The sequence below is a fragment of the Arthrobacter sp. 49Tsu3.1M3 genome, from assembly GCF_900168135.1.
In the GTDB taxonomy this organism is placed as follows: Bacteria; Actinomycetota; Actinomycetes; order Actinomycetales; family Micrococcaceae; genus Arthrobacter.
In genome coordinates this window covers 48,011-60,495 of the sequence record NZ_FUZD01000025.1, presented here as the reverse complement: position 1 = coordinate 60,495, position 12,485 = coordinate 48,011, and the positions used below count along the sequence as shown (strand labels likewise).

Sequence of the window (12,485 nt, the reverse complement as noted above, 5' to 3'; positions counted from 1 at the left end):
ATCTCCAACCTCGGCCAGCCCTGCCCGAAACACCACCGGCTCAAACACGCCTCCGCCTGGACACCGGCCGGGGCCAGCAAAGACCACCCGCCGGGCTGGACCTCACCGGCAGGACGGCACTACCCCAGCGAACACCAGGACTGGGAACCACCCCACTGGCCCGGGCACTGGGAACCACCCCACTGGCCCGAGGACTGGCTGCCCCACATCCCGGCCACCGACGAACCCGGCCCGGAACCCGGCACAGGCTCCGATCAAGGCCCGCCCGCGGATCCGGACCCAGGCCTGCCCCCGGACCCCTTTCCGGACTGGCACCAATTCACGGCCGGGCACCCCGACTACGATCCCGGCCGGGATCCCATCCCGGAGACGGAAATTGAACTGCCCCCGGACCCCTTCCCGGACTGGCACCAATTCACCGCCAGGCACCCCTTGACCGATCCCGTCCCGGAATACCGCCTGCTCCAACCCATCTGAAAAGGCTTACCCTCAATGTCCGGCCATGGGCCTGCCGTCTGCAGCCCTGTCCCCCACACCTGCGCAGGACTACGATTTTTCCTGTTGACCAAGTACCCATGACCAGCACAGGCGGGGGCAAACGCAGAGTGAGGAAAACGCTGTGACCGGAACGACGATGGTGAGTGGACCGCACTGGCGGCGTGTAGTGGCAGCCCTCGCTAACACGGACGCTCGGACCGCCTACGCGCAAATAGTGCTCGGCGCCAAGCTCCCTGACGTGCTTGCTGACCTGAATGACCACCGGCGAAACCGGGCCATCGCTGCCCTCCTTGAGTCGGGACTCGTGGAACGCAATGCCACCAACGACGTCGAGGCACCCGAGGCGATCTTCCGCGACCTCCTCACGCAGCAACCCCGGCGGCAACCGCAGACCGGATTGGCCCGCTTCATGCGCTTGGGGAGGATCGAGAGGTATCCAGCCAACATGACGGAACGGCGGGAGCTTCTGGCTTGGATCGTTAGCGAAGCTATACAGCCGGGCGAACACCTAACGGAAAAGCAGGTTAATGAACGGCTGCTCAGTTATACCGATGACGTCGTGATACTGCGCCGCTACATGATCGACTTCGGGCTCCTGGGGCGGACGGCCTCCGGTTCCTCGTACTCCCGGCAGGCGTAACGCAGGCCCCACGCCGGCGTTACGTGGGCTTTGAACTCGTCTCTCTCATAGGGCCCGAACCTGCCTGAGAGCCAACATTGGCACCCACGGGAGGCAGCGGTTTCTTGTGCCACCGCGAGTCCAGCAGGATTCCCAGCGGTCAGCCCGCGCCCTGGCCCTCGCGGGCCATTTCTTCCAGAATCCTGGCTGTCGGCGCTGCCGTCATCAGCTGCCCTATCACCTCAGGTTTGTCCCACACCTGACTGCGCAACTTTTCCAGAAAGCCGGCCGCGGCGTCCTTGGTGTCGAAGTCAAGCAGCACTCCCACGCTGTTCTGATCCTCTGTGTCCCGGAACAAGCGGACAGATCGGGCGCCGGAGGCGGCGCGGCCTGCGGGATCGCTGTCGAAGACCTTCTTGAAAGCCTCGTAGTCCCGGACCGGGTAACTAATCTGCAGGGTGAACATCGTCGTTCCTTTCCCTCGGGCTATGTCAGGACCACGATAGGCCGTCCAGCGTCATCCCGGTAGGGCCGGAGAGCGGCTTTGATCCAGTGCTGCGCCGCCCTCCCTACAAGCCATCCCGGGGTATCCGTTCGAGTGGGCGCCCGACACGAGCGGGGGTTCCGCCGGTCCGCTGGTACCGGGCGCCTTTGACCCGGTCGGTGACATTAGGCAGCACAGTCGCTACGTTGAAGACCGGACACTAGTGGCCTGGGTTCGGGCGTCGAAAGAAGGACTGAGTGGACAGTGATGCTGGTTCGTGGTTTCTGAGCCGCGCTGAGCGGGGGAATTTGGCCACAGACGTACACGCGGGCGGAGCCGGATCGCCGCCGTGGTCGGAGGGCAATCTTGTGAGGCCCCTGATTCATGGAGCGACCTACTTCGCCCGGCTGCACGAGGAGTTGACGGCTCTGCAGGCGGGAGACCGCGTGTGGTTCACCGACTGGCGTGGCGACGCCGACGAGCGGCTCTTGGAGGACGGACCGTCGATCGGCGACGTGCTCGCGAGGTTGGCCGGCGCGGGTGTGGAAGTGCGGGGCCTTGTCTGGAGATCCCACGGAGAGCGCGTGTCGGCCCCGATCAGCGGCCGGTCCAATGAGCTCCTAAGCCGTCAGGTCAACGATGCCGGCGGAGAGGTGCTGCTGGATCAGCGTGTACGCCTGTTTGGCTCCCATCACCAAAAAATCTTCGTCATCCGCCGTCGTGACAATCCGTCGCGGGATGTCGCGTTCGTTGGCGGGATCGACCTTTCCCACAGCCGTCGGGACGATGCCGACCACGCGGGAGACCCGCAAGCGGTGAGCATGGACTCCCGGTACGGGAAACGACCGCCGTGGCACGATGCCGCCCTCGAACTGCGCGGCCCCGTAGTGGCAGATGTGCTGGCAGTGTTTGCTGAACGGTGGAACGATCCCCATCCCCTGGACCGACGCACCCCCTACCGGATGCTGCTGCAACGACTGGCCCGTATGCCCCGGCACCCAGAACCGCTCCCGGCCACTGCTCCGCCGCCACCACCGGCGGGCCCCCACGCGGTGCAACTGCTGCGCACCTACGGCATTAGGCGTCCCCCGTTTCCGTTCGCGCCGGAAGGTGAGCGCAGCATTGCCCGCGCCTACACGAAAGCCTTCGCCCGCGCCCACTCGCTGATCTACGTCGAGGATCAGTACCTGTGGTCGAAAGAGGTCGCAGCCGGAATCGCGGAGGCCCTCGAACGGAACCCCGACCTGAACGTGATCGCCGTCGTACCCCGTTACCCAGACGCTGACGGGCCTCTCGCCGGGCCGGCTGCCCGGATCGGGCAACTACGTGCCATCAGCATGCTGCGCCGGGTTGCGCCCGACAGGGTCGGCGTGTTCGACCTGGAGAACCGCGCAGGAACTCCGATCTATGTCCACGCCAAGATCTGCATCATCGACGACACCTGGTTCACCTGCGGCTCAGACAACTTCAACCGCCGGTCCTGGACCAACGACAGCGAGCTCACCTGCGCCGTACTCGACACGACTGTCCACAACCGGGAGGCGCCCGGCACAGCCAATGGCCACGACAGTTTCCGGCCATTGGCGCACGGGCTCCGGCTCCAGCTCTGGGCCGAACACCTGGGCCTGGACCAGAACGATCCCCGGCTCGTCGACCCGGCGGCCGGGCTCAAACTTTGGAATACCACCGCGGACGCTCTGGACAGCTGGCATGAAGCCGGCCGCCGTTCCTCCCGACCCGCCGGACACGCGCGCCACCACACTCCGGAGCCGGTGTCGGGCCGCCAACGCCTCTGGGCAGATCCGATGAGCCGCCTCCTCATGGACCCAGACGGCCGCCCCCGCCGGCTGCGCGGCACTACCCAGTTCTAGGCAAGAAAGTCCGGCACGACGAGAACCGCGCCTCCATGCAAGCAGGCGCGGAGGCTCTGCAGGGCTACCAAGTGGATCGAAGACGTTCGCCACGCCGGCGCTCTGCTCTCCCCGGCCGCTGCGCGTATGAGAGAAGCATGGGTTCGCAACGAGACGTTCTCCGCGGACGCGTGGCGGTCGTGACTGGCTCGACACGCGGCCTGGGGTTTGCCATGGCCCGGCTGCAGGGGCAACGGGGCGCGACGGTGGGGCTGGCGTCCAGGTCGGGCGTCGACGTCGCGGCCGCCGTCGAGCGGCTGCATACGGAAGGGATTGCGGCATCCGGACGTCGCTGCGACACCGGTGAGCTCGCGGACGTCGAGGGCCCTCCGCGACGAGGCCTTAGGCCGCGGGACGCTGGACATCTGGGTCAACAACGCCGGTGCTTCCGGTGTCACCCAGGGCAGTGTTCCAGCAACCGTGGCTCTCAGCTGTTCCAACGCGGCGCTGATCAAAGGATATGTCCTGGGCTATCGTGGTTCGCGGCTCAGCCAATCCAGGGAAAGACTCAGTAGGTGTAAAAACCCTCGCCCGTCGCGACGCCGAGCTTGCCCTGATCGATGTAGTTGTCCTTGAGATACCGAGCGAAGGCCTGAGATCCGGCGTCTGGAGAGGACGCTGCAATGTTGTAGGCAGTTCCCAGCCCAACGACGTCGTAGATCTGGAACGGACCGCTCGGCGCTCCGGTGGCAATGCGCCACGTCTTGTCGATCGTTTCCGGAGTGGCGACGCCCTGCATCAGCAGGCCGGCTGCCGCGTTCAGGAGCGGGACCAGCAGGGAATTCAGCACGTAGCCGGCTTTCTCCTTCCTGATCTCGATCGGCTCCAGCCCGCTGTTTCGCGCGAATTCGACCACTGCGTCGAAGACTGCGGGATCGGTTTCGGCGGTGCCCATCACCTCGGCGATGTTCTGCGCCCAGATGTTGTTCGCGTAATGGATGGCGAGGAAGCGGTCGGGGCGGCCGGTGGAATCTTTGAGATCACTAGGCAGCAAGGTTGATGAGTTCGTGGCGAAGATGGTCTTGGCGGGGGACAGTTCTGCGAGCATGCGGTAGACGTCCCGCTTCACCTCGAGCAGTTCAGGAACGGCCTCGATCACGAGGTCTGCGTCGGCGACGGCGTCCCCGAGGTTGGCGGTGAGACGGAGCTTATCAAGAGCTGCCTCGGCTTTGCTCTCTCCGGCACCGCCGACGTCGGCCGCCCGGTAAATGCCGACAAGCCGGGCCAAGCGCGCCCGGGCCTTCTCCAGGGCGACGCCGTCGACGTCGTAGGCGGTCACAGCGAATCCGTGGAAGGCGGCCTGATAGGCGATTTGGGAGCCGAGCACTCCGGTGCCGAGCACGGTCAGGGTCTTGATCTGGCAGGGCATACGGGTTCTTCCTTTCGACGCGGGCATTACCGGCGTCCCGGGTTGTCGGACCCGTAGATACTGCGGATCCAGATGGTTGATAAGACTTCCAAGGCACTCGACTCAGGGATGGCGGGACTCTCCTTGTTGAGGACCGCGGTGATCACCCGTTCGTTCATCAGGTTGAGGCTTACTGCCAGGTCGTGCGCGTCGACGCCCCCTGGCGCCGCCCCTCGTGCCTGCTCGGACCGGATCACGTCGGTGGAGAAGTCGACCCATGACTGCATTGACTTGGACCATAGAGCACGTACCTCGTCGTTGCGGGCGCGCGCTGCGATCGCTGCGGTGGAAACGCCGCGGTGTGCCACGAACACTTCGACAAACATGCCAATGGAACGAGTCCAGGCCGCCGCGGAGTCGCTCTCGAAATCCCGCGGCAAGTCGCCTACCCGGTGTTCCACCTCGGTGATGACGCGATCCAGAAGGGCCAGCAGCACTTCGTCTTTGGACGAGAAGTAGAAGTAGAAGGTGGGGCGCGAAATGCCTGCGCCGCGGGCAAGCGCCTCGATCGAAATGTCGTCAAAGGCCCGCTCCGTTAGGAGGGCCTCGGCCGTGAGCAGGATTGCATCCTGGCGCTCATCCCCCGAGACCTTTGGCGTACGTCGTCCTCGCTGAACCATGCCGCCATCCTAATCCACGTTTTCGACGCCGTGTTGACTACGTCAACTTTAAGTCGATAACTTGGCGACATGAGCGAACACGTGGATGTGTTGATTGTCGGGGCCGGGCTAAGCGGTATAGGTTTCGCAAGCCGGCTGAAACGCGAGGCACCCGGGAAAACGTTCGCGATCCTGGAGTCCCGCAGCGCTGTTGGTGGCACCTGGGACCTTTTCCGCTACCCCGGCATCCGCTCCGACAGCGACATGTACACGCTCGGTTACTCCTTCCGGCCCTGGGCGGGTGCCAAGGCCATAGCCGACGGCGATTCGATTCGCGAGTACATCGAGGCGACGGTTGCGGATGAAGGTCTCGAATCGCGGATCCGGCTGAATTACCGTGTCGTCTCGGCAGAGTGGTCGAGCGAAACCGCGCGGTGGACAGTGACGGCAGTCCCGACGTCGGGCGGCGAGTACCAACAAGACGATGCGGCATCCCGTCCCGGCGAGGCAGCCACCTTTACCTGCTCATTCCTGTCCGTCTGCTCGGGTTACTACCGCTATGACGAGGGGTTCACCCCAGCCATCGAGGGCGCCGACACTTTTGCCGGATCGATCGTCCACCCGCAGCACTGGCCAGCCGACCTCGATTACGAGGGCAAGCAGGTGGTGGTCATTGGCAGCGGCGCCACCGCGGTGACCCTTGTGCCGTCCATGGCGAAGTCGGCCGCCAAGGTCACCATGCTTCAGCGCTCCCCCACCTACATCGCCCCCGTGCCGTCCCGGGACCACCTGGCCGACTGCCTTCGGGGCAAGGTGCCCGCTCAACTGGCGTACGACGTCGTCCGGGCGAAGAACATACTCTTTTCGATGTTCACGTACCAGCTCAGCCGGCGGCGGCCGGAAACGATGAAGGCTATTCTCCGTAAATCGGCCGTCGCCAAGCTGCCGGCCGGCTTTCCGGTCGACATGCACCTGGCCCCGTCATATCAGCCCTGGGACCAGCGGGTCTGCGCGATCCCGAATGGGGACCTCTACCGGGCGATCAGCGCCGGCACTGCCGACATCGTGACCGACGAGATCTCACGCATCACCCCGCACGGGATTGACCTGGTTTCCGGCGGGTCGATTCCTGCCGACGTGATTGTCACCGCGACAGGACTGAACCTGCTGGTGATCGGAGGGATGACCCTCACTGTCGACGGCGAGCAGGTGGACGTGGGCAAGACCCTCACCTACAAGGGCATGATGCTCGACGGCGTGCCCAACTTTGCGCTCACTGTCGGCTACACCAACGCGTCATGGACACTCAAAGCCGATCTGGTCGCGGGTTACATCTGCAGGCTGCTCAAGCACCTCGACCGCCGGAACCTGCAGTGGGCGGCACCTAAAGCACCCGCCGACGTCGCGGCGGCGGAGCTGGGTTCCCTGATCGACCTGAAGGCCGGGTACATTCTTCGCGGCGCGGACAAGCTCCCCCGGCAGGGCGCGGGCTCGCCATGGCGGCTGCACCAGAACTATCTGCGCGACTTCGCCCTGCTCAGGGCCGGCCGGGTCACGGACCACGTTCGTTTCGGCCGGCGCGGGCAGCAGGTGCGCGGATCCGGACGGGCGACGGCGGCGCTCCCGGATCCGCTCGTCCTCCCCGGAACCGGGCACGTCGACGTCGGCGGTGCGCGGTTGCGCTACCGGAAGACCGGCAGCGGGGATCCAGTGCTGCTCCTGCACGGCATCGGCCAGAGCCTGGAGGACTGGAACGAGCAGCACGAGCGGCTCTCGGCGCGCCACACCGTGATCAGCGTTGACCTGCCGGGCTTCGCGTACTCAGACCGGCTCTCCGGGCCGGCAACTCTGACGAAGCTTGCCAACGCGCTGCCCGCCTTCCTCGATGCCCTGGGGGTGCACGGTCCGCTGCCCGTGGTGGGCAACTCGCTGGGCGGCGCCGTCGCCATGAAGCTGGCAGCCGACCATCCGGACCGTGTCTCGGCCCTGGTTCTTGCCAACAGCGCCGGCTTCGGCAAGGAGGTGGCACTGGTGCTGCGCCTGCTCGCCGTCGGGCCGCTCGCGGCAGTGCTGCTGCGTCCGGACGAGCAAGCCTCCCGCCGCACCGTGAAGTCGCTGTTCTATGACAAGACGCTGGTGACCGGCGAGCGCGTCGGCCACGCGTTTGCCTTGTCGCGACGGGAGACGCATCGCAGGACGCTCCTGGACGTTGCCCACGATCTTGGCACCATCTCCGGCGTCAGGGCCGAATGGCGGAGGGACCTGATTGAGGCCCTGGCGCAATCGTCTGTTCCCACGCTCGTGCTCTGGGGCTCCCACGACCACATCCTTCCGTTCAGCCACCTGGAGGCCGCGGCCGCGGCGTTGCCGCATGCCGAGTCGCATGTCTTCTCGAAGACAGGACATATGCCGCAGATCGAACGGCCCGACGAGTTCGCCGCGGTGGTGCAAGGCTTCCTCTCCCGAGTCCTGGCGGGCAGCACAAAATAGTTGGCCCTGGCTGTAACTCCTGGCCATGTTCCGGAAACTTTGCTTTCAAGCGGGATATTCAGCCCGCCGTCAGAGAACTTGGGGGTTACACAATGAATTCACGTCGGGCCACATTCTTCACCGCCGTCACCAGCGCAGGTTTTTCCGTCAGCCTGGTCCTTGCCGGATGCGGGGCACAGCCGGGGACCCCGGCGGCAGCCTCGGACCTTGCCGTGAGCGGCACGGCGGAGCGGACCGCAATACTCACCCTCCGGAGCGCCTCCACTGCAGCACCGTCGGCCGCGGCTACCAGCGCGGTACCGGTGTCGGCCGCCCCATCGGCGAAACATGTGTCTCCGGCGCTGAAGACCTTCACTTTCCCAGATGGCCACATCTCCTTTGCCTACCCGGAGGCCTGGACTGTGCGGACCGTACTGCCCCCGGCCGGCCTCGCCGGAGTTGAGGCGATCGTCGCCGACGCTTCGGGCAACGATCTGCTCACCCTGGCCAATGGCGTCAACGCCGGATGTACGGGCCGACCCGTGTCACGTAAGGTCTTCGATCAGGCGGCGGTTCCCGGAATGGCGGCGCCGAACGGCACGGAACCCAGCTTCGGCTTCGTTGCGGAATCCTATGGGAAGGGCGACGCCTATTTCATGGGGCTCACCGATCCTCGGTCGCTGAAAGAAGGCGAAGGCGTCTCGTCCTGGTGCAATCTCGTCCCTACAGCAAACGGCGGACTCTTTACCCGTGTTCATTTCAACGACCCGGGCTTCCCGAACAAGGGCGCAGCCAAGGCCTGGATGGCGACCGATCAGTACGCCCAACTCAAGCCCCTGCTGCTCAGCCTGAACTACGCCTGAGCCTTCGCTCCAAGTCACTTTCCGCGATAAGGGCGCACGAATCGGGGTGCTCTTACCTGAGCACTTGACGTCAGCGGGGACTCAACTGCAGCTTTGGACCCTGCTGATCAGAAGGTCAGGGTTGGGCGTCGATCGTCTTGTTGCGCGCACGGATGAAATCCCTGCTACGGTGCCGATGCGGTTGCCACTCTGTCGTTGGCGCCCCGGATTGTGTAGGCTCCTGCCATGGCTCGGCGCAGTTTTCTTCAGTGGCCGGTCGTCCGGCAGTTCAGTACGGGCGACCTGCTGGGCCGCGGCCCCGCGGTAACCTCCCCGCGGACGAGGGAGATCACGCCGCGGACGGCCACCGCAGACCGAGTCGTGCAGAGCGTGTGCCCGTATTGTGCCGTGGGCTGTGGACAGCGGGTCTACGTCAAGGACGAAAAGGTCGTTCAGATCGAAGGCGATCCCGATTCGCCTATTTCCCGTGGCCGGTTGTGCCCCAAGGGCTCTGCGAGCGAGCAGTTGGTCAACTCGCCGGGCCGGCAGACCGAAGTGCTCTACCGTGCGCCACGCTCCACCCAGTGGCAGCATTTGGATCTCGAAACTGCCATCGATATGGTCGCGGACCGCTTCGTCGATTCCCGCCGCAGGACGTGGCAGCAGCAAGACGAAGAAGGCCGGCTGCTTCGCCGCACGATGGGCATAGCCTCACTGGGCGGGGCAACCCTGGACAACGAAGAGAACTACCTGATCAAAAAACTCTTCACGGCTGCCGGAGCAGTGCAGATCGAGAACCAAGCACGTATTTGACACTCTTCCACGGTTCCCAGTTTGGGAGCCTCGTTTGGACGCGGTGGTGCAACGCAATCACTGCAAGACATGGCCAACGCCGACTGCATCATCATTCAGGGTTCCAATATGGCCGAATGCCATCCTGTGGGATATCAGTGGGTAGCGGAGGCCAGGGCCCGCGGTGCGAAAGTCATCCATATCGATCCCAGATTCACGCGCACCTCGGCCGTCGCGGACAAGCACATTCCCATCCGGGCCGGCTCTGACGTCGTCCTTCTGGGCGCGCTGATTAACTACGTCATCACGCACGACCTGTGGTTCAAGGAGTACGTGAGCGCGTACACCAACGCGGCCACGCTGGTTCATGCCGATTACCGCGACGCCGAGGATCTCGGCGGCCTGTTCTCCGGCTACGATCCGGAGACGGGAGCGTACGATAGGGCGTCCTGGTCGTACGCGGAACAGGGCGGAGGCACCATCGACGACGCTGGGGCTGGCGCCGAGCACGGCTCCCATGCGTCGGATCGTGCCGCGGGAGACCAGTTCGGCAGCGGCGGTCCGGCCCTGGAACACGCCCAAGTGCAGCGTGACGATACCCTGCAGGACCCGCGGACCGTTTTCCAGATCTTGAAGCGGCACTACGCCCGCTACACCCCGGAGATGGTTCAGGACATGTGTGGCATCGACGTCGCAGACTTTGAGTATCTGGCCCACGCCATCACGGAAAACTCCGGGCGCGAACGGACAACGTGCTTTGCCTACGCTGTGGGCTGGACCCAGCACTCGCTCGGAGCGCAGTTCATCCGGGCCGCCGCAATCCTGCAACTTCTGCTCGGCAACGTGGGCCGCCCGGGCAGCGGGATCATGGCCCTGCGCGGCCATGCAAGCATCCAAGGTTCCACGGACATTCCGACCCTGTTCAACCTGCTGCCCGGGTACCTGCCAATGCCCAGCGCCGGGCGCCATGACACCTTCAGCGCATACCTGGATGCGGTCGCGTCGAAGAAGCAGAAGGGCTTCTGGGCGGACGCCGACTCCTACACCATCAGCCTGCTGAAGGCCTGGTGGGGCGAGGCCGCGACCGCGGAGAACGACTGGGCCTACGATTACCTTCCCAGGCTGACCGGAGCGCACGGCACGTACCAGACGGTGATGGACATGCTCGACGACAAGGTGGAGGGCTACTTCCTGCTCGGACAGAACCCCGCCGTGGGCTCGTCTAACGGCCGCATGCAACGCCTGGGTATGTCGCACTTGAAGTGGCTGGTGGTGCGCGACTTGAATCTCATCGAGTCGGCGACCTGGTGGAAGGACGGCCCGGAGATCGAATCGGGGGAACTGCGCGCCGAGGACATCGAGACCGAAGTGTTCTTCCTGCCTGCAGCAAGCCACGTGGAAAAGGCCGGCTCGTTCACGCAGACCCAACGGCTGCTGCAGTGGCGGCACCAGGCGGTGGCACCCCCTGGCGAGTGCCAAAGTGAATTGCAGTTCTTCTTCGAACTGGGCCAGCGGATCCGCGAAAAACTGACGGGTTCGGAGGACGAACGCGACCGTCCGCTGCTCGACCTCACCTGGGACTACCCCACCGACGAGCACGGCGAGCCCGACGCCGAGGCGGTGCTGGCCGAGATCAATGGCCGCCACCTCAGCGGCCCGGACGCGGGCAAACCGCTCTCCGCGTATACGGAGCTGCGCCCGGACGGTTCCACGTCGGCGGGCTGCTGGATCTACACCGGCGTCTACGCCGACGGCATCAACCATGCCGCCAACCGCAAACCGGGCCAGGAGCAAGGACCTGCCGCCTCGGAATGGGGCTGGGCGTGGCCGGCCAACCGCCGAATCCTCTACAACCGGGCGTCGGCCGACCCGGCCGGTAAACCGTGGAGCGAGCGGAAGAAATACATCTGGTGGGACCAGGAGCAGGGACGGTGGGTCGGAGACGACGTGCCCGACTTCCCGGTTGACCGTGCACCGGGCAGCCAACCTGACCCCGATCTCGGTGGTCCGGCCGCCTTGACCGGAGATGACCCCTTCATCATGCAGTCAGACGGCAAGGGCTGGTTGTTCGCGCCGTCGGGCGTCGTCGACGGCCCCCTTCCCACCCACTATGAACCGCAGGAATCGCCGGTGGCCAACGCGCTTTACCCGCAGCAGCAAAATCCGGCCCGGCTGGTGTACCCACGCGCGGACAACCTCAGTGCACCAAGCGCCGGTACCAGTGGCGCGGACGTCTATCCCTACGTCTTCACCACGTACCGGCTCACCGAACACCACACTGCCGGCGGAATGAGCCGCTGGTTGCCGTACCTCTCGGAGCTGCAGCCGGAAATGTTCTGCGAGGTCTCTCCCGAGCTGGCCGCTGAGCGCGGACTCGAGCCCTACGGGTGGGCCACGATCATTTCGGCCCGCTCCGCCATCGAGGCGAAGGTGCTCGTCACCCAGCGGATGAAACCCCTGGCCGTTGGCGGCCACACCGTCCACCAGATCGGGTTGCCCTACCATTGGGGCGTCGGAGCGGATGCTGTCGTCAGCGGTGACGCGGCCAATGACCTGTTGGGCGTGACGCTGGACCCCAACGTCCAGATCCAGGAATCCAAGGCCGCCTCCTGTGACATCCGCCCGGGCCGCCGGCCGCGCGGGGCGGAGCTGCTTGCCCTGGTTGCTGAGTACCAGGCACGGGCCGGAGCGACGACCGAGACCGGGAACCGACTCGTCACTGATCCGGGCGCGGATAGCCTTGACCCGGGCCGCCGAGAGGACGGCCGCACCGAGGGCCGGCCAGGATGATGGGCATTTTCACTGTCGGTCCGGCGTGGCCACACCATGCTCCGCCTGCTCCGCCTGCACAACCGGTGCGCTCT

Annotated in this window: 9 protein-coding genes and 1 pseudogene; 7 read left to right on the top strand and 3 right to left on the bottom strand. The window is 65.3% G+C overall.

What is annotated here, in order from left to right:
* Positions 1-477: pseudogene (locus B5X90_RS18985) on the top strand (hypothetical protein); the annotation flags it as partial.
* Positions 478-619: 142 nt separating this feature from the next.
* Positions 620-1,138, top strand: a complete 519-nt coding sequence (locus B5X90_RS18980) for a DUF2087 domain-containing protein (protein WP_079555469.1) — start codon at positions 620-622, stop codon at positions 1,136-1,138.
* Between the two features lie 139 nt (positions 1,139-1,277).
* Here B5X90_RS18980 and B5X90_RS18975 read toward each other — a convergent pair whose 3' ends face one another.
* Positions 1,278-1,583 (bottom strand): hypothetical protein, encoded by a 306-nt coding sequence (locus B5X90_RS18975; RefSeq protein WP_079555468.1) that lies wholly within the window; start codon positions 1,581-1,583, stop codon positions 1,278-1,280.
* A gap of 386 nt (positions 1,584-1,969) precedes the next feature.
* Here B5X90_RS18975 and B5X90_RS18970 point away from each other — a divergent pair, with 386 nt between their 5' ends.
* Complete coding sequence (locus B5X90_RS18970) at positions 1,970-3,472, top strand: phospholipase D family protein (RefSeq protein WP_256860334.1); 1,503 nt, start codon at positions 1,970-1,972, stop codon at positions 3,470-3,472.
* 35 nt (positions 3,473-3,507) lie between these two features.
* Positions 3,508-4,026, top strand: a complete 519-nt coding sequence (locus B5X90_RS21870; RefSeq protein WP_372702901.1) for an SDR family NAD(P)-dependent oxidoreductase — start codon at positions 3,508-3,510, stop codon at positions 4,024-4,026.
* Here B5X90_RS21870 and B5X90_RS18965 read toward each other — a convergent pair.
* Complete coding sequence (locus tag B5X90_RS18965; RefSeq protein ID WP_079555466.1) at positions 4,020-4,880, bottom strand: 3-hydroxyacyl-CoA dehydrogenase; 861 nt, start codon at positions 4,878-4,880, stop codon at positions 4,020-4,022. The two genes, B5X90_RS21870 and B5X90_RS18965, sit on opposite strands and share 7 nt — an antisense overlap.
* Positions 4,881-4,906: 26 nt before the next feature.
* Complete coding sequence (locus tag B5X90_RS18960) at positions 4,907-5,539, bottom strand: TetR/AcrR family transcriptional regulator (protein WP_079555465.1); 633 nt, start codon at positions 5,537-5,539, stop codon at positions 4,907-4,909.
* A gap of 69 nt (positions 5,540-5,608) precedes the next feature.
* Here B5X90_RS18960 and B5X90_RS21730 point away from each other — a divergent pair, with 69 nt between their 5' ends.
* The 3 genes from B5X90_RS21730 (at position 5,609) to fdh (ending at position 12,411) form a co-directional block, all read left to right on the top strand.
* On the top strand, positions 5,609-8,008 hold the full coding sequence (locus B5X90_RS21730; protein WP_079555464.1) for an alpha/beta fold hydrolase: 2,400 nt from the start codon (positions 5,609-5,611) through the stop codon (positions 8,006-8,008).
* Positions 8,009-8,100: 92 nt separating this feature from the next.
* Positions 8,101-8,850, top strand: a complete 750-nt coding sequence (locus tag B5X90_RS18945) for a hypothetical protein (RefSeq protein ID WP_143264819.1) — start codon at positions 8,101-8,103, stop codon at positions 8,848-8,850.
* A 225-nt stretch (positions 8,851-9,075) separates the two neighbouring features.
* Positions 9,076-12,411 (top strand): formate dehydrogenase, encoded by a 3,336-nt coding sequence (fdh, locus tag B5X90_RS18935; RefSeq protein WP_143264818.1) that lies wholly within the window; start codon positions 9,076-9,078, stop codon positions 12,409-12,411.
* The last annotated feature ends 74 nt before the right edge of the window (positions 12,412-12,485 follow it).